Origin of the sequence: Aeromonas diversa CDC 2478-85, assembly GCF_000819805.1 — a bacterium.
GTDB lineage: Bacteria > Pseudomonadota > Gammaproteobacteria > Enterobacterales > Aeromonadaceae > Aeromonas > Aeromonas diversa.
Genome location: NZ_CDCE01000020.1, coordinates 327,928 through 348,678, shown reverse-complemented (window position 1 = coordinate 348,678; position 20,751 = coordinate 327,928). Strand labels below are relative to the sequence as shown.

At 61.7% G+C, this 20,751-nt stretch carries 14 protein-coding genes; 7 read left to right on the top strand and 7 right to left on the bottom strand.

Annotated elements, in window-relative coordinates; translation table 11 throughout:
• The first annotated feature begins 18 nt into the window (after window positions 1-18).
• Window positions 19-927, top strand: coding sequence for a LysR family transcriptional regulator (locus BN1121_RS06545; protein ID WP_005348227.1), 909 nt, complete (start codon window positions 19-21; stop codon window positions 925-927).
• 29 nt (window positions 928-956) lie between these two features.
• On the opposite strand, the gene BN1121_RS06540 is transcribed toward BN1121_RS06545, so the two are convergent.
• Window positions 957-1,736 (bottom strand): BPSS1780 family membrane protein, encoded by a 780-nt coding sequence (locus BN1121_RS06540; protein WP_005348224.1) that lies wholly within the window; start codon window positions 1,734-1,736, stop codon window positions 957-959.
• A 156-nt stretch (window positions 1,737-1,892) separates the two neighbouring features.
• On the opposite strand from BN1121_RS06540, the gene BN1121_RS06535 reads away from it, so the two are divergent.
• The gene (locus BN1121_RS06535; protein ID WP_005348221.1) at window positions 1,893-2,711 is read left to right on the top strand and encodes a hypothetical protein; all 819 of its coding nucleotides are present in this window, start codon (window positions 1,893-1,895) and stop codon (window positions 2,709-2,711) included.
• Here BN1121_RS06535 and BN1121_RS06530 read toward each other — a convergent pair.
• The gene (locus BN1121_RS06530; protein WP_005348218.1) at window positions 2,702-4,033 is read right to left on the bottom strand and encodes an MATE family efflux transporter; all 1,332 of its coding nucleotides are present in this window, start codon (window positions 4,031-4,033) and stop codon (window positions 2,702-2,704) included. The genes BN1121_RS06535 and BN1121_RS06530 overlap by 10 nt on opposite strands.
• A gap of 130 nt (window positions 4,034-4,163) precedes the next feature.
• Here BN1121_RS06530 and mscM point away from each other — a divergent pair, with 130 nt between their 5' ends.
• From mscM to BN1121_RS06515, 3 genes are all read left to right on the top strand, one after another.
• Window positions 4,164-7,415 carry a miniconductance mechanosensitive channel MscM gene (mscM, locus tag BN1121_RS06525; RefSeq protein ID WP_005348214.1) on the top strand — a complete coding sequence of 1,084 codons (3,252 nt, stop codon included), beginning with the start codon at window positions 4,164-4,166 and terminating at the stop codon, window positions 7,413-7,415.
• Window positions 7,416-7,426: 11 nt separating this feature from the next.
• Window positions 7,427-8,119 carry a glycerophosphodiester phosphodiesterase gene (locus BN1121_RS06520; protein WP_005348210.1) on the top strand — a complete coding sequence of 231 codons (693 nt, stop codon included), beginning with the start codon at window positions 7,427-7,429 and terminating at the stop codon, window positions 8,117-8,119.
• A 129-nt stretch (window positions 8,120-8,248) separates the two neighbouring features.
• Entirely contained in the window at window positions 8,249-10,126 is a 1,878-nt protein-coding gene (locus BN1121_RS06515; RefSeq protein WP_005348206.1) for a methyl-accepting chemotaxis protein, read from the top strand.
• 112 nt (window positions 10,127-10,238) lie between these two features.
• Here the strand turns inward: BN1121_RS06515 and acnB are convergent, their stop codons facing one another.
• Both acnB and BN1121_RS06505 read right to left on the bottom strand, forming a co-directional pair.
• The gene (gene acnB, locus BN1121_RS06510) at window positions 10,239-12,836 is read right to left on the bottom strand and encodes a bifunctional aconitate hydratase 2/2-methylisocitrate dehydratase (protein ID WP_005348200.1); all 2,598 of its coding nucleotides are present in this window, start codon (window positions 12,834-12,836) and stop codon (window positions 10,239-10,241) included.
• Window positions 12,837-13,044: 208 nt separating this feature from the next.
• Entirely contained in the window at window positions 13,045-15,306 is a 2,262-nt protein-coding gene (locus BN1121_RS06505; protein WP_005348199.1) for a patatin-like phospholipase family protein, read from the bottom strand.
• Between the two features lie 178 nt (window positions 15,307-15,484).
• Between BN1121_RS06505 and BN1121_RS06500 the strand changes: the two genes are divergently transcribed.
• Both BN1121_RS06500 and BN1121_RS06495 read left to right on the top strand, forming a co-directional pair.
• Window positions 15,485-17,395, top strand: a complete 1,911-nt coding sequence (locus tag BN1121_RS06500) for a methyl-accepting chemotaxis protein (protein ID WP_005348198.1) — start codon at window positions 15,485-15,487, stop codon at window positions 17,393-17,395.
• Between the two features lie 149 nt (window positions 17,396-17,544).
• Window positions 17,545-17,724: a hypothetical protein gene (locus tag BN1121_RS06495; protein WP_005348197.1), complete on the top strand. Its 180-nt coding sequence runs from the start codon at window positions 17,545-17,547 to the stop codon at window positions 17,722-17,724.
• Here BN1121_RS06495 and BN1121_RS06490 read toward each other — a convergent pair.
• The 3 genes from BN1121_RS06490 to lpdA all read right to left on the bottom strand — a co-directional run bounded on the left by BN1121_RS06490 (window position 17,721) and on the right by lpdA (window position 20,654).
• Window positions 17,721-18,677: a GGDEF domain-containing protein gene (locus BN1121_RS06490; protein WP_005348196.1), complete on the bottom strand. Its 957-nt coding sequence runs from the start codon at window positions 18,675-18,677 to the stop codon at window positions 17,721-17,723. The two genes, BN1121_RS06495 and BN1121_RS06490, sit on opposite strands and share 4 nt — an antisense overlap.
• Window positions 18,678-18,711: 34 nt before the next feature.
• Window positions 18,712-18,993 carry a GAF domain-containing protein gene (locus BN1121_RS20305; protein ID WP_005348195.1) on the bottom strand — a complete coding sequence of 94 codons (282 nt, stop codon included), beginning with the start codon at window positions 18,991-18,993 and terminating at the stop codon, window positions 18,712-18,714.
• Window positions 18,994-19,226: 233 nt separating this feature from the next.
• Window positions 19,227-20,654 carry a dihydrolipoyl dehydrogenase gene (gene lpdA / locus BN1121_RS06480; protein ID WP_005348188.1) on the bottom strand — a complete coding sequence of 476 codons (1,428 nt, stop codon included), beginning with the start codon at window positions 20,652-20,654 and terminating at the stop codon, window positions 19,227-19,229.
• Between the last annotated feature and the right edge of the window lie 97 nt (window positions 20,655-20,751).

Here is a 20,751-nt window from a genome sequence, read left to right as displayed (position 1 = left end):
GTATTCCGAGCAAATAACATGGACCGACTCACCGCCTTGCAGGTTTTTGTCAACGTTGTAGAACAGGGTAGTCTCAGTGCCGCCGCCGAGCGGCTCGACATGTCGCGCGCCATGGTGTCGCGTTATCTGGGAGAGCTGGAGAGCTGGATGGGGGCACGGCTGCTACACCGCACCACGCGGCGCCTGAGCCTGACCGGCGCCGGGGAAGAGGCCCTCGCCCACGCCCGCGCCATGCTTGCCATCGGCGACGAGATGACCCAGCTGGCGATACGGCAGGATGCCGCCCCCAAGGGGCAGCTGCGAGTCACCTGTAGTTACTCCCTGGCCGATGCCTTTCTCATCCCAGCCGCCCACGACTACCTGAGCCGCTGGCCCGGCACCGCCATCGACATACTGCTGGTGGATCGCACCGTGAATCTGGTGGAAGAACGCATCGATCTGGCCCTGCGCATGACCAACGATCTCGACCCCAATCTGGTGGCACGCCAACTCGGCACCTGTCGCTCGGTGATCTGCGCCAGCCCCGCCTACCTCAACGCCCACGGCACACCCCGAGGGGTGCAGGATCTCGCCCTGCACAACTGCCTCACCTACGCCTACTTCGGCAAGAGCATGTGGCACTTCGAAGGCCCGCAGGGTCCTGAATCGGTCCCCGTCAGCGGCAACCTGAGCGGCAACATCTCCAACCTGCTGCTACGTGCCACCCAGCTCGGCACCGGTATCAGCATGCAACCCCTCTGCTCTGCCGCACCGCTGATCGCCACAGGCGAGTTAAGCGCCCTGCTCACCGACCATGAACCGCAGCCCCTCGGGGTTTATGCGGTCTACGCTACCCGCAAACAGATGTCGCCGCTGCTGCGCAGCTTCCTCGACTTTCTGATTGAGCGGATGAAGGAAGACCCCCTCTGGCAGACTAAGGGGAAATAAAAAAGCCACCCTGAGGTGGCTTTGGCTTCTTATGCGTGGAAGTGGTTGGTCGGAGTGACCGGCGCCTCGGGCGCCATCGCCTCATCGGAGAGATAGATCTCCCGATAGGCCACATAGATGGAGTAGTTCAGGGACGGCATCACCACCAGCAGCCCCACCACCAGTAGCATGCCGCCCAGCAGAAGCAGCAGGCAGGCCAGCACGCTCCAGGTAAGGAAGGGCCACATGTTGCGAAGGCAGCCGAGGAAGCTCAGGCGCAAGGCCAGCAACACGGGTAACCGATGAAAGAAGATGAGCGCCGGCGCAAAGGTCACCGCCATCAGCAGCGGGACCGCCAGCACCAGCCCGGCCAGGATGGCGAGCAGCACAGCCTGGGCCTCTTCGGGGGTCATCGTCAGGGTGGCCGGGTCCTGTCCCAGCAGAGCGTCCACACCCCAGTAGGAAAGCAGCCCCATTACCAACTGCACTATCGCCAGCATCAGGGCGCTAATCACCAGCCCCCCCAGCACCAGAGGGGTCAGTTGACGACGAAAACCGGCGAAGAGATCCCCGAAGGCGATGCCCTGCTGCTCCCAGGCATGGTGGGCCGCCACCATCCAACCCGCCATCCAGACCATGTACAGCAGGTTGGAGATAAGCCCACCGGCCGGCAGGCGCTCCAGCAGTACGCTGGTCACCAACCAGCAGAGCACCATGGCCACGCTGACACCACGACCCCGATTGAAGAGATCGAAACCACGGCGGATCCAATACCAACCGCGACCAATACCGTGCTGGCGAGGGGCCACCAGGGCGGGCATTTCCTGCATACGCTGACTCCTGAAATAGATAACCCGTCGATTCTATATAAAAAGCGTGAACATGCCATGAGCGGCGCGGACCTCGGCAACAGGTGCTAACAAAAAGGGGCCGATCTCGTGGCGGATTCCCGTTAAGATGCCCCATCCCATTCTCACGGAGCCGCCATGTCCCGCCGTCTTCTCATCCTACTGTTACTGCTCTCTCTGGGGACCAACGGATGGCTCCTGCTACGCCCGAGCGCCGAGCCGGGTGCGCCGCTGGCCCAGCGTCAAGGTGAGGCCGCCGCCCCCCTGCTCTGTCCGCCCCCCCTCGCCACTACCGGACGCGCCCCCGCGCTGCGCAGTGACCCCCCGCCGGCCCAACCCGAGCCGCCGACGGCAGAGCTGGAGCATGCCATCAGTGAGTGGAGCCAGAGCAGTGACGGCAGCCTGCTGCTGGAAAGGCTCTACGACGCCGAACAGGGCAGCCAGCTGCCCCGCCTGTTTGAGCGACTCAATCTGGCGGAGGGAATTCGTCCCCAGATAAACGATCTGCTCAGGGAGCTCTATCGTCTCGGCTTCGAGGCCCCCCAGCAGTATGAGGCCCGCAGCCAGCAGATCTGGCAGGAGATCAGCGAATTGACCGGCCCAGAGGCACGCGAGCAGCTCGAACAGGAGCTCTACAACGGCGATCCCTACCGCCTGATGGAGTTGCAGGGGCGCCTCGCCGAGCGGGGCAGCCAGCTCGAGCCCAACCAGCGCCATGCGATGACCCGCCTCATGATGGAGGCTCACCGTCACCTCAACCAGAGCGAGCCGGGGGATGCCGCCAGTTGGCTAGAGAGTCAGCGGCTCTATACCCAGGAGGTGTTGGAGCAAGGGCGCCAGCTACTCAACCCGGCTCAGTATCAGGTGCTCAGCGAGATGCTGGAGCTGGAGCTGCTGCGCCAGGAGGTCAGCGTCCAGATGGAGCGGATCTATCGCAGCGTCGAGCCTCAGGGATGATCCTCTGTGCGTTCCCGCCGCATCGCCAGCACCATCACCAGGGTCAGCAGGGCACTGCACGAGGGGAGCGCCAGCCAGACACCCGGGACTGCGAATATCGCCCCCAGACCGAATAACAGGCCGCCAATCAGCACCAGTTTTCCGCCGGTCAACAGCGTGGCGATACGCGGTCGATTGATGGCCTGAAAATAGGTGGCCCCCACCAGCAGCAGTCCCTCCATGGGAAGCCCCCAGAAGTAGAGCAAGATGCCAGCCACCGCCACCGGCAGCAGCTCGGCGTTGTCGCCGGCAAACAGCCAGACAGCCCCCTCAGGCCAGAGGTAGAGCGGGATCACCCCGGCCAATGCCACCAGCAGGGTGGCCCCCAGCGCCAGATTGCGAATGCGAAGCACCCGATCCCTGTGACCGGCGCCGGCGTTGAAGCTGGCGATGGGCTGGATCCCCATGGCGATCCCCTCGAAGATGAGGTAGAAGAAGGCCTCCGTATAGCTGATGACCCCATAGGCGGCCACATGCAGCGAGCTGCCGACCCAGAGCAGTGCCTTGTTATGCAGGGTCAGCACCACGGAGAGATAGAGGTACATCAAGAAGCTGGAGAAGCCGAGTCGCAGGGTCTGCAGCATCAGACGCCCATCGGGCAGCAGGGTGTCCCAGCGGATCCGCAAGTCACTGCGCGCCGTGAAGAAGTGCGCCAGGGCCCATAGCCCTGTCACCGCCTGCGACAACATGGTGGCAATGGCGGCCCCCGCCAGCCCCCAGTCGAAGACCACCATGAAGAGCCAGTCCAACACGACGTTGAGCACGCCCCCCGTCACCAGGATCAGGGTGGTCAGCCCAGGGCGACCATCGTTACGCAGCAGGGAGGTAAAGGCCATGGAGAGCACGGCAAAGAATCCGAGCGCGGCATACCAGCGCAGATAGTCGATGCCCGCAGCGAAGATGATCCCCTCGGCACCCATCCAGCGCAGCAGAGCCTCCCCCCACACCAGGCCAATGACCCCCAGCAGCACAGAAGCCAGCACGACCATGAGGAGGGCATTCCCCACTATGTGCCGAGCGGTGGCCCGTTCCCCCTTGCCCAGATGGAAGGAGGCGAGCGACGAGGCCCCCATGCCGATGAGGGCGCCCACCGCATAGAGGACGGCGCAGATGGGGTAGGCCAGCATGATCCCCGCCAGTCCCTCCTCCCCCAGAATATGGCCGACGAAGATGCCGTCTATGGTCACATAGATGCCGGTGACCAGCATGGCGGCGACCGTGGGGGTGACATAGCGCCAGAAGAGGCGAGAAAGCGGGGCCGTTCCCAACTCGGATACGTTCATCGGACCAGACTCAAAATGGCAGGGGGCTGAATCATAAACGATTTTTCATGTCGCATCCCCTCGCACACAGCTTTACCCTCCCGAGCCACTGCCTTAGGCTAGGGGTCTACCCCCTCTGGATTGTGAACCGATGCGAAGAGTCCTGCTGCTGCTCACCCTCTGTCTGTCGCTCTCTCTCCACGCCAGCGAGCAGATCCTCCAGATCGAGCAACAGCTGGCCGCCCTCCCTTCGGCCGATACCCCCGAAAACCAGAAGCTGCGCGAGCCGCTGCAACAAGCGCTGCAGGCGGCGCGAGAAGGCGCCCGCTATCGTGAGCTGGCCGAGCAGTACCAGGCCGCCCTGGTCAACTATCCCCTGACCTCCCAGCAACTCAAGGGACAGTTGCAGAGCTGGCGCCCCCCCAAGCGCCCGCCTCTGGAGCAGCTCGACGAGAGCACCCTTGGCCTAGAGATGAGCAAAACCGGCAACCGCCAGCTGGAGCTGCGCCGTCAGCGTCAGTCCTTGCTCGACGAGCTCTCTCAGATTGAGAGCGGCGGGCTCGACTATCACCAGCGGGTCGATGCCTTGCGCCGTCAGCTGCTGCAACTCCGCCAGCAGGCTGACAAGTTGCAGTCCGGTAACGAGTCCGGTCGTCAGCTGGAAGCCAATCGACTGCTGCTGCAGGTGCGTGAGCGCAGCCTGAACGAGCGCATCGCCATGCTGGAGCTGGACCAGCTCTCGGCGCCCCAGCGCAGCGATCTGGCCAAGCTGAGGCTGCAGGAGGTCAACTACGCCATCGCGGACGAAGACGAATGGCAGGTCAGCCTGGTCGGGCGCCAGGATCAGCTGAGGCGGGAGAAGAGCGAGCGCATCCTGGCCGAGAGCGAGCGACTGCGCAGGCAGCTCAAGGGCGATCAACCCCTGCTGCAGGAGCAGCAGCAGTACAACAGCACCCTCTCCCTGCAGCTAGAGACCATTGAAGAACAAATCGATGAGGTGCGCCGAGAGCAGAGCAAGGTCGACAAGCGTCTGCAAGAGTTGAGCGAGCTGGGCGCCGCCTTGCGAGAACAGCTGGAGTGGCTGCAGGTCAGCGATGCCTATGGGGAGGATCTGCGCGGCAAGCTGAGCACGCTGCCGCCCCCCTATCCCCTGCCGAAACTCGAGAGCCAGATCGTTAAAACCCGTATCGCCAAACGTCAGTATGACAACGAGCTGGCCGATCTGAGCGACCTGGCCGCCGTACGCAACCGGGTCGAACAGGGGATGAGCCTGGATCGCGCCCAGCTGCAGGTGCTCGACAGCCTGCTCAAGGCTCGCCGCCAGCTGCTGACCCGAATGGCCGACACCACGGACAGCCTGCTTCAGGATCAGACCAGGCTCAAGCTGCTCTATAGCCGGCAGAACAGCAAGATAGCCGAGATCAAGGAGCAGGGAGGCAGCCAGCTCTTCTGGCTTCCCGATCTGCGTCCCATAGGAGTGGAGCAGCTCCAGGCCCTGCCCGATGCCCTGGCAATGGCCCTGGCCCCCGCCAACTGGCGACAACTGCTCCAGGCACTGACAGTACCGCCGGTGACGACCCGCTTCACCGTCATGGCCAGCCTGTTGCTACTCGCTTATCTCTGGTGGCGTCTAGCCAGGGATCTCCTGCGCTTTAATCAGGCCATTGCCGGGCGCATCGGCAAGGTGACCCAGGACAAGTTCAGTCTCAGCAGTCGCCTGCTGCTGCGGGCACTGCTCACCTCCCTCCCCCTGCCGCTCATGATGTTGTTGCTGCGCCACCTCTATCAGAGTGCCTGGGAGTACCCCTTTGCCAGTGCGGTGATAAACAGCCTGGCAGAGCTCTGGTTTTTGCTGTTTGCCCTCCTCTTTACCCGCCATCTCTGCCTCGAGAGGGGATTGCTGACACTCCACTTTGGCTGGCACGCCGAGCGGGTCAACCGGGTCTGGGTCCATTTCAGGGTGCTGATGTTGATCCTCATCCCCAGCTTCTTCATTCAGGGGGTGGGCGATGCCTATCAGGGGTATGCGCTCTATGACACCATAGGGCGGCTGGCATTTGTCATCGGCTCCCTCTGGCTCATGCTCTTCTTTGCCCGCCTCAACCGGGAACGCCTCCCCCTCACCTGGGGTCAGAGCGACATGAACAAGCCCCATCTGCTACACCACTTCATCTGGAACAGCCTGATGCTGGCGCCACTACTGGCGGTGAGCGGAGCCCTGCTCGGCTACTTCTTCACGGCCCGCACCCTGCTGCGCCAGCTGGAGATCTCCCTGCTCTGCGCACTGCTCTTCATGCTGATCTACTACCTGGCCCGGCGCTGGATGCTGATCCAGCGTCGTCGTCTCCAGTTTGAGCGGGCCAAGGCGCGCCGCGCCGAAATCCTGGCCCAACGGGGCCATGAGGAGCCCCTCACCGAGACCATGGAGCCCCAGGACGATCTGGTGCTGGATCTCGATACCCTGAGCGCCCAATCCCTGCGACTCATCCGTACCCTGCTGATGTTGGGCTACACGGCGCTGCTTCTGCTGTTATGGTCCGATCTGATGGCCGCCTTCAGCTTCCTCGGCGACGTCGAGCTGTGGCAGGTGAGCAGCACAGTCGGCGGCATGGCCCAGCTCGAAGGGATCACCGTCATGGATCTCGCCGTCACCCTGTTTATCCTGATCATCACTGTGGTCACGGCACGCAACCTTCCCAGCCTGCTGGAGCTCTCCCTGCTACAGCATCTGAGCCTGACGCCGGGCACCGGCTTTGCCATCACCACCCTGGCCAAATACATGGTGATCCTGGTGGGCGCCCTGTCCGGTTTCTCCATGCTCGGCATCGACTGGTCCAAGACCCAATGGCTGGTGGCGGCCCTCTCGGTGGGTCTGGGGTTCGGGCTGCAGGAGATCTTCGCCAACTTCGTCTCCGGTCTCATCATCCTGTTCGAGAAACCGATCCGGATCGGCGATACGGTCACCATTCGCGATCTCACCGGCACGGTGGCGCGCATCAACACCCGGGCGACCACCATAGTGGACTGGGACCGCAAGGAGATCATCATGCCCAACAAGGCCTTCATCACGGAGCAGTTCATCAACTGGTCCCTGTCGGATGCCATTACCCGGGTCAAGATCCGCATTCGCATCGCCCTGCATGCCGATCCCATGCAGATCCAGCACCTGCTGGAAGAGGCCATCCTCCAGTGCAGCCTGGTACTCGACACCCCGACCCCGGAAGCCTTCCTGGTCGAGTTGACCGACTCGGCCCTCATCTACGAGCTGCGGGTCTACGTCAACAACATGGACCATCGCATGCCGATCACCCATGAGCTGCACAACCGGGTGCTGGCCAGACTCAAGGAGCTGGGCATGTCCCTGCCCCACCAACAGATCGATATTCGCCTCTCCAGGGCGTAAGGAGACAGAAGATGCAGTTGATAGCCCACAGAGGGGCCAGTGGCCTGGCACCGGAGAACACCCTCAAGGCGTTTCGCCTCGCCCTGGAGCAAGGGGTGACGGCCATCGAGCTCGATGTGCAATACGCCGACGGGGAGCTCTGGGTCTTTCACGACCGCCGCCTTGAGCGCTGTAGCGACGGGCGAGGCGTGCTGACCCACCAGCGACGGGAGTACCTGGCCAACCTCGATGCGGGGGATGGGGAACCCATCCCCACCCTGTGGCAGGTCATGAGCCTGGTGGCTGGCCGCTGCGATCTCCACATCGAGCTAAAGGGGCCCCACACGGCCCAGCCGATTGCCGACCTGACCCGCCGGGCCGAGGCCGAGCTGCACTTTCACCCACAGCAGTGGCTGGTCTCCTCCTTCGATCATCGGGAGCTGCGGCAGTTTCAGCAATTGCGTCCCGAGATACGGCTTGGAGCCCTCATCGCCGGCGTGCCCAGCCATTTGGCTCGCTTTGCCGCCGAGATGGGGTGCTGGTCACTCAACTGTGACGTGGACTTTATCAACCAGGCGCTGATCGAGGATGCCCATGCGAGGGGGCTCAGGGTGCTGGTCTATACGGTTGACCACCCCGACGAGTGGCGCTGGCTGGAAGAGATGGGCGTCGATGGCGTCTTTACCAACCATCCCGAGCGCGGCGCACCGCCACGCGCCAATTAAGCTATAGGTTAAGAGTGCCTGAAGTATCAGGATTATTCGGGAACCGTCGATATTAATGGAGAAGCCCGACAGTAGGCTCTACACCATAATAATCATCGACACGCTCGTAAGGTTATAAGGACATACACCATGAACCTTTCCATCAAGAACAAACTGGTGCTGGCCATCGGCCTCATCATCCTGGTCATCACTGGGTTGCAGGTGTGGTACAACACCTCACAGCTACGCGAAGAGACCCGCAAGCTGGTCTGGAATTCGGTCGATATCGCGTCTATTTCCAACGTACAAGGCATTTCCCGCTGGCTGGATGCCCATATCGGCATGGTGACGTCTGCTAAAGAGGCCTTCACTCTGCAGGATGAACCCGTCACCTATCTCGCCCAGGCAGAAAAAGCAGGTGGATTCGATCTGGTCTATGCAGGGACCGAAGATGGCAAGATGATCCAGAGCCATCACACGGATCTGCCGGCAGGCTATGACCCACGTCAGCGCCCCTGGTATAAGGACGCCATGGCAACCGGCAAGCTGGCCATCACCTCTCCCTATGCCGATGCCTCGACCGGCAATCTGGTCATCACCATCGCCGAACCCTTCCAACGCGGTAACACCAAGGGTGTCATCGCCGGGGATATCGCCATCGATGCCCTGATCCGCGACATTCTCGCCATCGAGATGGAAGGCACCTATGTCATGCTGCTCGACAGCAATGGCACCATCATCGCCCACCCGGACAAGAGTCTCAGCATGAAGTCGAGCACCGAGATCTTCCCGGAGCTGACCGCCGCCAAGATCAAGGAGCTGGGTCATGATGGCACCATCTCCGAGCTGGAGGTCGCCGGCAAGCCGAGCGTGTTTGATCTCACCGCGATTCCCAACACCACCTGGTACTACGGTATCGTGATCGATGAGGCGGTCGCCTATCAGACCGTCAGCCGGATGATCACCTCCGCCATCTGGCAGGGGCTGCTCACCATCCTCATCGTGGCCGGCATCTCCTATCTGGCCATCAGCGGCTCACTGCAACCGCTCAAGACGCTGGGTGAAGCCATCGCCGATCTTTCCCGCGGTAACGGGGATCTGACACGTCGCATCAAGATCGAACGCGATGACGAGGTCGGGACCGTTGCCCGTCACGTCAACACCTTCATCACACGCATCCACGAGATGGTCAAAGACATCTCCAGCTCCTCGGTACAGCTCAATCAGCAGGCCATCTCGTCGCATCAGATGGCGCAGCAGAGCAACCAGGGCCTCGCACGCCAACAGAACGAGATCTCCCAGATTGCCACCGCAGTGCACGAGATGTCGGCGACCGCGGTCGAGGTGGCCAGCAATGCCGAGCAGACGGCCGAAGCGGCCCGCGCCTCGGCCGGCAGCTGTGAAGAGGGCAAACAGGTCATCGCCCGCAACCAGCGCTCCATCACGGATCTGGCCTCTCAGGTTGAGCATGCCTCTGGCATCATCCAGGAGCTCGAGAAGAACGCTCAGGAGATCAACACCATCCTCTCGACCATTCAGGGCATCGCCGAACAGACCAACCTGCTGGCCCTCAACGCCGCCATCGAGGCAGCCCGGGCCGGCGAACAGGGTCGTGGCTTCGCCGTGGTGGCCGACGAGGTACGAGTGCTCTCCCAGCGTACCCATAGCTCCACCGTCGAGATCCGTAGCATGATCGAGACACTGCAACGCAACACTCAGGGCGCCGTGGGCACCATGCAAGAGAGCAAGCTGCTGGCCCAAAACAGCGTGGACGACGCCAGCAACGCCACCCAGGCGCTGGAGCAGATCGTCGAATCCATCGGCCAGATCTCCGATATGGCGACCCAGATCTCCAGTGCGGCGGAAGAGCAGCGCGCCGTCACCGACGAGGTGAGTCGCAATATCCAGGCGGTCAAGGATGTGTCCGATGAGCTGGCCCATCAGGCCGAAAGCTCCAACCAACTGGCCAACCAGCTCAAGAACATCTCGGGCGAACTCAACAATCAGGTCGGCATGTTCCGCATCTGATGGCGCTATGATGACGCAATAAGGGGGAGCCACCGGCTCCCCCTTCTTTTTGTGGCCACGGGCCAGCAACGAAAAGAGCGGCCTTAAGGCCGCTCTCTCACTACTCGGATGCTTAGACCGCTTGCTGCAGGATCACCGAGTCCGCCTTCTTGGTGTAGGTGGCGATCTCGTTGAAGTTCAGGTAGCGGTAGGTGTCGGCCGCGGTGGCGTCCAGCTCCTTGGCGTAGTGCAGGTACTCTTCCACGGTCGGGATCTTGCCGAGGATGGCGGCAACCGCAGCCAGTTCGGCAGAGGCCAGGTAGACGTTGGCCCCCTTGCCCAGACGGTTCGGGAAGTTACGGGTGGAGGTGGAGACCACGGTGGCCTCATCCGCCACGCGTGCCTGGTTACCCATGCACAGAGAACAGCCGGGGATCTCGATGCGGGCACCGACGCGGCCGAAGATGCCGTAGTAGCCCTCTTCGGTCAGCTGATCCTTGTCCATCTTGGTCGGCGGGGCGATCCACATGCGGGTCGGCAGCTGGCCGCTGAACTTGCCCAGCAGCTTGCCGGCGGCACGGAAGTGGCCGATGTTGGTCATGCAGGAGCCGATGAACACCTCGTCGATCTGGTCGCCGGCCACGCTGCTCAGCAGGCGGGCATCGTCCGGATCGTTCGGCGCGCACAGGATAGGCTCCTTGATGGTGGCCAGATCGATCTCGATGATCTCGGCGTACTCGGCATCCTTGTCCGCCTCCATCAGGGTCGGGTTGGCCAGCCACTCTTCCATCCCCTTGATACGACGGGTGATGGTGCGCACGTCGCCGTAGCCTTCGGAGAGCATCCACTTGAGCATCACGATATTGGACTTCAGATACTCGATGATCGGCTCTTTATCCAGCTTGATGGTGCAACCGGCGGCAGAGCGCTCGGCGCTTGCGTCGGCCAGCTCGAAGGCTTGCTCCACCTTGAGGGTCGGCAGCCCTTCGATCTCGAGGATGCGGCCGGAGAAGATGTTCTTCTTGCCCGCCTTCTCGACCGTGAGCAGCCCCTTCTGGATGGCGGCGTAGGGGATGGCATGGACCAGATCACGCAAGGTGATGCCCGGTTGCAGTTCGCCCTTGAAGCGCACCAGCACGGATTCCGGCATGTCCAGCGGCATCACGCCGGTGGCGGCGGCAAAGGCCACCAGGCCGGAGCCCGCCGGGAAGGAGATGCCGATGGGGAAACGGGTGTGAGAGTCACCACCGGTACCCACGGTATCCGGCAGCAGCATGCGGTTCAGCCAGGAGTGGATGACGCCGTCGCCCGGACGCAAGCTCACACCGCCGCGGTTCATGATGAAGTCCGGCAGGGTGTGGTGGGTCTGCACATCGACCGGCTTGGGATAAGCAGCGGTGTGGCAGAAGGACTGCATGGTCAGGTCGGCGGAGAAACCGAGACAGGCCAAGTCTTTCAGCTCGTCGCGAGTCATCGGGCCCGTGGTGTCCTGGGAGCCGACCGTGGTCATCTTGGGCTCGCAGTAGGTGCCCGGGCGGATGCCCTGCACGCCACACGCCTTGCCCACCATCTTCTGGGCCAGGGTGAAGCCCTTGCCGGTGTCGGCCACCGGTTGCGGACGGCGGAACACCTCGGAGTGAGGCAGACCGAGCGCCTCACGAGCCTTGTCGGTCAGGCCGCGGCCGATGATCAGCGGAATACGGCCACCGGCACGCACTTCGTCGATCAGCACGTCGGTTTTCAGTTCGAACTGGGCCAGTACCTGGTCGGTGCCGTGCTTGTAGATCTTGCCTGCGAACGGGTAGATGTCGATGACATCGCCCATCGCAAGCGCAGAGACGTCCACCTCGATGGGCAGGGCGCCGGCATCTTCCATGGTGTTGAAGAAGATGGGGGCGATCTTGCCGCCGAGGCAGATGCCGCCGGCGCGCTTGTTGGGCACGTTGGGGATGTCGTCACCCATGAACCACAGCACCGAGTTGGTGGCGGATTTACGGGAGGAGCCAGTGCCCACCACGTCGCCCACGTAGGCCAGCGGGAAGCCCTTCTGCTTGAGCTCGTCGATAGTCTTGATGGGGCCTATGGTGCCGTCCTTGTCCGGGGTGATGCCGGGACGGGCCATCTTCAGCATGGCCAGGGCGTGCAGCGGGATATCGGGGCGGGACCAGGCGTCCGGGGCCGGCGACAGGTCGTCGGTGTTGGTTTCGCCCGGCACCTTGAACACGGTGACGGTCAGCTTCTCGGCCAGGGCCGGACGAGAGAGGAACCACTCGGCATCGGCCCAGGATTGCATCACCTGCTTGGCGAAGGCGTTGCCGGCCTTGGCCTTCTCTTCCACGTCGTGGAAGGAGTCGAACATCAGCAGGGTGTGGGAGAGGGCCTTGGCGGCCAGCGGAGCCAGGGCGGCGTCGTCCAGCAGGTCGATCAGCGGCTGGATGTTGTAGCCACCTTGCATGGTACCGAGCAGGGTAACCGCCTCTTCGCGGCTCAGGATGGGGGAGCTGGCCTCGCCCTTGGCCACGGCGGTGAGGAAGCCGGCCTTCACGTAAGCCGCTTCATCAACACCAGGGGGAATGCGATCGGACAACAGTTCTTTCAGAAAGCTCTCTTCACCGGCGGGAGGATTCTTGAGCAGCTCGACCAGGGCGGCGACTTGCTCAGCGTCCAGAGGTTTGGGAACCACTCCCTCGGCAGCACGTTCTTCGACGTGTTTACGGTAGGTTTCAAGCACGACTAATTCCTCTTTGGTCTTATGGGTCGCCGCGGCGGCGATCGTCCTTGCGGGACACCCGTAGGGTGCCCCCCACTATATAAGTTTTAACGACTAATTAAAATCCACTCAGAACACACCGGCAGTTCAAAATAACACTTTCGTTTAATTAACAATTGTTTATAAACACAGTGTTATGAGCCGCCCAAAAAACGTTAACAAGTTGTCATCAGTGGAAGGTGCTGCCTATCTGCAGATAAATGGCCTCACGCCCCTCCTCTGCCGCGCCGATCCCCAGGAAGACAGGCCCGAGGAACGTCTCGCTGCCGATGTAGAGCGAGCCCGCCGTGTGAGAGGTGGCGAAGCGGATGTCGTGCCCCTGATCCCACACTCCCCCCTGCTCCAAGGAGCCGCCCACGAACAAGGGCAGTCGGAAGGCGCCGAAGTCGTTATCCGCCAGCCGATAGATGTAGCGCAGACCGCCAAACAGTCTGTAGCGACCCGACAGCTCGTGAGGCTGGAAGCCCGACAGGTTGAACATGCCGCCGAGATCCTGGGCAAACAGCGGCAAGGGCTCATTGGTTTGAGTGCCCCCGGCCCCCAGCATCAGGTTGAGGCTGTGACGCTCCCAGGACCAGGGTTTGACCAGACTCACTTCGTAGCTGCTGCCGCGCGAGCGGGCCGTGGCCCATTCCCCGTTATCCTGATTGACCCGCATGTAACCAAGCTGCCCCTGGAACAGGAAACCGCTGTAAGGGAAGTAGCGACTGTCGAGGGTGTCGTGCTCGAGGCGCAGGAAGGGCCCCCAGGCACTGGTCGAGACGTCACTGATGCCAATACCATCGATGCTGATGTCACCGGTCATGGCACTGATGCCAAGGCTGGCGCGCTGCCAGGGGCGGATATTCCAACCCAGGGAGCCCTCGGTAGACCAGAAGGCATACTGGCTGTCGAAGTAGTAGGTCTGGCCACTGTCTCGGCTTCGGCGCAGGGCGCCCTCCTCCGTCAGATAAAGGCGACGGGTCTCCTTGTCATACCCGAGACTAATCTGCCCAAAGTAAGTCTGGGCCGGATCGAGAGGGCTATAGAATTCTGTCTTGAGGTGCTTCCAGGTCCCCAGCGAGACCTCGTTGTGCCACTCACCGCCCCATTCGTTGATATTGGTGCGGGTATAGGAGGCCCCCACGTTGTAGTTGGAGCTGCTCTCGAAGTCATCGGTAAAGCCGAACTGGAAGTTGAGGTAACCCGGCCCCCAATTCTTCTCGTGGGCGTCGACCACCAGCACGTTCTCGGCGCCGCGCTCCTCGATCTGGTAGGTGACCCGGTCGAACGACTCGAGGGCGTAGAGGCGACGAACCCCGGCTTCGAGGCCCTCCCGGGTCTGCACCTTGTGGGGTTTGACCCGCATCGCCGAGCGGATGGTCTCATCGGCGAGGGAAGAATTATTGACGATCTCGACCCGGTCGATGTAGTAGGCGGGCAGCGCGCTGTTTTGCGCGCGCCGACTCAGCTTCTGATCCCGATAGGCCTTGTAGCGGGCAGGGGACAGAGAGAGCGCATCGAGGCTCAGCGCAACCCGTTTTGCCGCCTCCTCACCATACTTGACGCCCTCCGGGATCCGGTCGAAATCGGCAATACCCATGTTGCCGAAGGCCGGTGTGATCAGGATGTCCCGATCGGTGAGAAGCGCCTTCTGTCGCTCGGTCCCAACCTGGGTCATGTAGGTGGTCATCTGATCCAGCATGGCCAACCCAGAGGTGAGCTCGCTCTTGTCTCTGAGCCTGGCTCCTATGTCCACCGCGATCACCACATCGGCCCCCATGGCCTTGGCCACGTCGACCGGCATGTTGTTGACCGCCCCGCCATCGGCCAGGATCCGCCCCTCCCACTCAACGGGCTTGAGGATCCCCTGAATCGACATGGACGCCTGCATCGCCTTGGCGAGGCTGCCGTGGTCCAGCACGAAGGGGGTCACAGTCTCCATGTCAGTGGCGACGGCGCGGTAGGGTATGGGGAGCTCATCGAAGCTCTTTTGCACCTTCAGATTCGATGTGGCATCGCGCAGCAGGGCGGCCATGGCTTGCCCCCGAAAGAAACCGTCCGGAGATTTGACGGTTCCCCCGCTGATGCCGATATCGGTGCGCAACTGATAGAGCTCGTCCTGCTGCTTCTGGCGCAAGGAGAGTGCATCCCGGCTGACCCGGTCGTTGTAGCCCTTATTCCAATCGATGTTGAGGGTGATCTGCTCCACCTCTTCGGCAGACAACCCCATGGCGTAGAGGCCAGCCACATATGAGCCCATACTGGTCCCGACCACCATGTCGATCGGAATACGCTTCTCTTCCAGCACCTTGAGCACCCCGATATGAGCCGATCCCTTGGCCCCCCCGCCACTGAGCACCAGCGCAATCTTGGGGCGTTCGGCCGCCGCGCTGGCAAATGAGACGATTGTGAATACGATCAGGGCAAATCCTCGCCAAAAGAGGCTCATCGGGGCTTCCATCCAGTGCAAAAAAGAGGCGAAAGATACTATAAAGGCAGACACCCTTGAGGCAAACCGGAGTGTGAACGCAATCGTATCGCTGCAATAATGCATCTCGCAGCCTTAGGCAATGAAAACCCCTGCCGCTACACTCATCAACGGCTATTCTGCTCTATTGGAAATGACCATGTTTAACCATCTGACCCTGAAACAGAAAATCGTGTCGACCCTGCTGTTGGCAGTGCTGCTCTCCTGCATCCTGGTGGGCTACTTCAGCCAGCGCTCGGCACAGCAGCTCATCGAGGAGCAACTGTTTGCCCACGAGCTGCCCAACCTGACCCAACGCATCGGCAAATCGATTGAGGCCGAGCTCAACCCCATTGCCGGGGCGGCAAAGCAGCTTGCCACCGATCGCTTCGTACTCGACTGGGTGAATCGCGGCATGCCCAAGGAGCAGGAGTCTCTCCTGATCGACCAACTCAAGGATGTGGCCGGCCAATATGGCCTTGTCACCGCCTCGTTTGCCGATCGCCAGAGCGCCGCCTACTACAACCAGGATGGCTTCCTGCGTAACCTCACCCCGGAACAAGACGGCTGGTTCTATGCCTACACCAAAGGGCCGCAAGACCTGATGCTCAGCGTCTTTCGCGAGCAAACCGGCGAGGTGAAGCTGTTTGTGAACTACCAACAGCTCAATGGCCGCGGCATGGCGGGGCTGGCCAAGTCCCTCGACAGCATGGTGGCGATGCTGTCGAACTTCCGGATCGGTCAGAGCGGCTTCGTCTTCATGGTCGATAACCAGGGCAAGGTGAAACTCCACCCGGATGCCAGCCGAATCGACAGGGATACGCTGACCCAACTGGCCGGTAGCGATGCATCACGCCTCTTGGCCAAACAGGAGTTCGCCCTGCTCGAGTCCAACGCCATGAATGAGGATCTGGTGCTCGCCTCCAGCTACATTCCGCTGCTCGACTGGTATCTGATCGCTCAGGTGCCCAAGAGCGAAATTTTTGCCGGATTGAATCAGGCACGCACTCAGATCCTGCTGATAAGCCTTGCCATTGCCGCCGGCATGGGGCTGCTCGGTGTACTGCTGGCGGGCTCGGTAAGCCGTCCGCTCAACCAGCTGGCGCGGCTGTTCCGCGAATTGGGGAGCGGTGACGGCGATCTGACCCACAGACTCAAGGTCGATGGCGGTGACGAGCTGGCCGAAGTGGCCAAGGGCTTTAACAACTTCGTGGCCAAGATCCACGCCTCGATTCAGGAGGTCGCCGATAACTCGCGGCAGCTGGCCCTCACCGCCAACGAGGTCGCCAGCAAGGCCCACCTGACCCAGAGCAACTGCACCGCCCAACGAGATCGCACCGTGCAGGTCGCCACCGCCATCCATGAGATGGGCGCGACGGTCAACGAAATCGCCGGGAATGCGTCCCAGGCCGCCGAAGTAGCCCGCCAGGCCAACGACCAGTCCGGTATCGGTGCCAACCTGGTGGGCACCGCCAGGAGCAGCATAGTCGCGCTCTCTGGGGAGATAGAGCAGGTGAGCGAGGTGATCGAGTCGCTGGCCAGCCAGACCGATTCCATCGGCAGCATCCTCGATACCATTCGTGGCATCTCGGAGCAGACCAACCTGCTGGCACTGAACGCCGCCATTGAGGCCGCCCGCGCCGGTGAGCAGGGGCGTGGCTTTGCCGTGGTGGCCGACGAGGTGCGTAACCTGGCCAGCCGCTCGGCGGCTTCGACCGAAGAGATCCAGGGGATGATCAACCGCCTGCAACAGCAGTCGGGTCGCGCCGTGGAGGCCATGCGCAGTGGCCGTGAGCAGAGCCTCAAGGTAGTAGAGCAGGCCGATGAAGCCAACGGCGCACTCGGCAACATCACCAGCCACATCGCCCAGATCAGCGACATGAACATCCAGGTGGCGACCGCCACCGAGGAGCAGTCGAGCGTGGTGGGCGAGCTCAACCGCAACGTCGAGGAGATCAACCATCTGACCATGGAGACGGCAGAGCTGGCCGATCAGCTCACCCGCTCCAGCCAGGGGCTGCAGCAGCTATCGCAGCAGCTGGATCAACTGGTCGGGCACTTCCGCCTGTAAGCCGACAAGGGGAGCCGCGTGCTCCCCTTCTCTTTCCCTGTTTTCTCTCTTCCTCTCTGCACCAGTCAACTCCTGGCGCTGAGCCACCCTTGGCATCTGGAAAGCGGCCCTAAAGCGGCCATACTCATCGCCTCTGTCAGGAGGTCAACATGAGAAAGAGTCTTGGGATGGTAACGCTGGTACTGCTGCTATCTGCCTGTAGCCAGCAAGGAGCGGTGCGGATCCGTGACGCCGATATCCGGCTCGACGATGCCCGCATCCGCATCAGCGATGGTAACAGTGGCGGCACGTTCTGCCCCCCGGGGCAGGCGAAGAAAGGGCGCTGCTAATGGCGATGCTTGTGCCGATACATCAGGGTATCGGCACTGTGCAGCAGTGACTCCAGATCGCAGACCGGCTCCCCCGGCATATGGGTCACAGCCCCGACGGAGAAGTCGAGCCGATAATCGGGTTGCTCCCGATTTGCTGCGTCGATGGCCTGCCGCAGCCGCTGCAACGCGTAGACGGCCTGACCCGCATCGGTATACGGAAGCAGGGTCACAAATTCGTCCCCACCCAGTCGGGCACAGACGTCCGCATCACGAAATGTCTCCATCATCAGGGTGGCAAAGCGGCGCAGTGCCCGATCCCCGGCCTGATGTCCCCATCGATCATTGATCTGCTTGAACCCATCCAGATCGAAATAGAGCAGCGTGATCGGGTATGCCTGACGCAGCGCCAGTCGCAGCCCCTTCTCTGCCAACATCATGAATCCTCTGCGATTGGAGATCTGGGTCAGTTCATCCAGGGTGGCCCACTGCTCAATCTCCATCTCGTGCACCACGATCTGCCCCAGCTCCCTGAGCAAGCCTCCGTCGGCGTCATGAAAGGTTCGCGGTTGGTGATCAATGACACAGATGGTTCCCAATGGATGGCCATTGCTGGCGATCAGGGGGGCAGCGGCGTAGAAGCGGATATTCGGCGAACCCGTCACCAGAGGATTATCCCAAAAACGGGGATCCTCATGGGCATCCTCCACCACCATCAGATCCTGTTGCAAGATGGCATGAGCACAGAAAGAGACGCGGCGGGGCGTCTCTGTCATGTCGAGCCCCCAGGCAGACTTGAACCATTGGCGATCGCTATCGATGAGGGTGATAAGCGCGATGGGCACATTGAACATGCGCCGAGCCAAACGGGTAAAGCGGTCAAACCGCTCTTCCGCTGGGGTGTCGAGCAAGCCGAGACGGCGTAGCGTCTCCAGCCGCAGAGGCTCATCGGATAACATCGCAGGCTCTTGCATCTTTACTTCTCCTCGGCCCAAATGTCCTTTTGGCCTAGTTCTTTACTGAGCGCTTCGCCATCTTCTGTCGATACATCAGATGATCTGCCCGTTTGAGCAGATCGTCGAGCAAGGGTACCTCCATGGCCGCCAGGCCCTCAAACCGTTGCAGCGTCTCATCATCCCTCTGCCTGGGCTTGCTATCTATGACGCAGTGCGTCCCCAGTACACAGGCGTTCGACACCCGAAGAGGGCACCCGGCATAGAAACGGATATAGGGTTCCCCCGCTACCAGCGGATTGTCGGCAAAACGGGGATCCAGCCCGGTATCACGCACCACAAAGGTCCCTGAGCCCAGAACCGCGTGAACAGAGGAAGCGGTGTCGGGCTACGCCAGCGAACACAGGGTCTCGAGGCGCAATCCCTCGTTGAGGCACATGGGTGGAGACATCATCGACCGGGCTCCGCATCATCAGGGTTATCCATTCTAGTATGTCAGATACTCCCTCCCCTCACCGGCCGTAGAAAGTAAAAAGGCGCCCCCAGGGGCGCCTTTTGGCTTCATGAAACTTATTTTTTCTTCTTGGCCTTGGCGTTCGGCAGGTCGGTGATGGAGCCTTCAAACACTTCGGCAGCCAGGCCCACGGACTCGTGCAGAGTCGGGTGAGCGTGGATGGTCAGGGCAATGTCTTCGGCGTCGGCCCCCATCTCGATGGCCAGACCGATTTCACCCAGCAGCTCGCCGCCGTTGGTGCCCACGATAGCACCACCGATGACGCGGCCGGTCTCTTTCTCGAAGATCAGCTTGGTCATGCCGTCGGAGCAGTCGGAGGCGATGGCGCGACCGGAGGCTGCCCACGGGAAGGTGGCCACTTCGAAGGTGATCCCCTTCTCCTTGGCTTCCTTCTCGGTCAGACCGACCCAGGCCATCTCCGGCTCGGTGTAGGCGATGGACGGGATCACCTTCGGATCGAAGTAGTGCTTCTTGCCGGCGATGACTTCGGCGGCCACGTGACCTTCGTGCACCCCCTTGTGCGCCAGCATGGGCTGACCCACGATGTCACCGATAGCGTGGATGTGGGCCACGTTGGTACGCAGCTGCTTGTCCACTTCGATGAAGCCACGCTCGTTGACGGCGACACCGGCCTTCTCGGCGTCCAGCAACTTGCCATTCGGCACACGGCCAACGGCGACCAGCACGTTGTCGTAGCGAACCGGCTCGGCCGGAGCCTGCTTGCCTTCGAAGGAGACATACAGACCATCTTCGCGGGCTTCAACGGCGGTAACCTTGGTCTCCAGCATGATGTTGAACTTCTTGGCCACACGCTTGGTGTAGACCTTGACGATGTCCTTGTCAGCGGCCGGCACCAGCTGATCGGCGAACTCGACCACGTCGATCTCGGAGCCCAGGGAGGAGTACACGGTACCCATTTCCAGACCGATGATGCCGCCACCCAGCACCAGCAGCTTGCCCGGTACAGTGGTCAGCTCCAGCGCGTCGGTGGAGTCCCATACACGCGGGTCGTCGTGCGGGATGAAGGGCAGCTTCACCGGACGGGAGCCGGCGGCGATGATGGCGTTGTCGAAAGTGACGGTGGTCTTGCCGTCGGCGCCTTCTACCTCGAGGGTGTTCGGGCCGGTGAACTTGCCGAAGCCGTTCACAACCTGAACCTTACGCATCTTGGCCATGCCAGCCAGACCGCCGGTCAGCTGGTTGATGACTTTCTCTTTCCACAGGCGGATCTTGGTGATGTCGGTCTTCGGCTCACCGAAGACGATGCCGTGCTCGGCCAGGGCCTTGGCCTCTTCGATCACCTTGGCCACGTGCAGCAGGGCCTTGGAGGGGATGCAACCCACGTTCAGGCAGACGCCACCCAGGGTGGAGTAACGCTCGACGATAATGGTATCGAGGCCCAGGTCGGCTGCACGGAAGGCAGCAGAATAACCGGCAGGGCCAGCACCCAGTACCACGACCTGGGTTTTGATTTCTTTACTCATCATGACCTCTTTGTCGTTCTTATATCCCCGGACAGCGCAGTATGAAATGCCATATTGGTGGGCTGTCAGCGCTTAAAAAAACCGGGGCAAGTTTACA

What these genes read in the sequence shown, in the direction of transcription:
- BN1121_RS06520 (WP_005348210.1), top strand. Translation starts at nt 7,427, where the DNA reads ATGCAGTTGATAGCCCACAGAGGGGCCAGTGGCCTGGCACCGGAGAAC.
- BN1121_RS06495 (WP_005348197.1), top strand. Translation starts at nt 17,545, where the DNA reads ATGAGAAAGAGTCTTGGGATGGTAACGCTGGTACTGCTGCTATCTGCC.
- BN1121_RS06490 (WP_005348196.1), bottom strand. Translation starts at nt 18,677, where the DNA reads ATGCAAGAGCCTGCGATGTTATCCGATGAGCCTCTGCGGCTGGAGACG.
- mscM (WP_005348214.1), top strand. Translation starts at nt 4,164, where the DNA reads ATGCGAAGAGTCCTGCTGCTGCTCACCCTCTGTCTGTCGCTCTCTCTC.
- BN1121_RS06540 (WP_005348224.1), bottom strand. Translation starts at nt 1,736, where the DNA reads ATGCAGGAAATGCCCGCCCTGGTGGCCCCTCGCCAGCACGGTATTGGT.
- BN1121_RS06535 (WP_005348221.1), top strand. Translation starts at nt 1,893, where the DNA reads ATGTCCCGCCGTCTTCTCATCCTACTGTTACTGCTCTCTCTGGGGACC.
- BN1121_RS06500 (WP_005348198.1), top strand. Translation starts at nt 15,485, where the DNA reads ATGTTTAACCATCTGACCCTGAAACAGAAAATCGTGTCGACCCTGCTG.
- BN1121_RS06515 (WP_005348206.1), top strand. Translation starts at nt 8,249, where the DNA reads ATGAACCTTTCCATCAAGAACAAACTGGTGCTGGCCATCGGCCTCATC.
- BN1121_RS06505 (WP_005348199.1), bottom strand. Translation starts at nt 15,306, where the DNA reads ATGAGCCTCTTTTGGCGAGGATTTGCCCTGATCGTATTCACAATCGTC.
- lpdA (WP_005348188.1), bottom strand. Translation starts at nt 20,654, where the DNA reads ATGAGTAAAGAAATCAAAACCCAGGTCGTGGTACTGGGTGCTGGCCCT.
- BN1121_RS06530 (WP_005348218.1), bottom strand. Translation starts at nt 4,033, where the DNA reads ATGAACGTATCCGAGTTGGGAACGGCCCCGCTTTCTCGCCTCTTCTGG.
- BN1121_RS06545 (WP_005348227.1), top strand. Translation starts at nt 19, where the DNA reads ATGGACCGACTCACCGCCTTGCAGGTTTTTGTCAACGTTGTAGAACAG.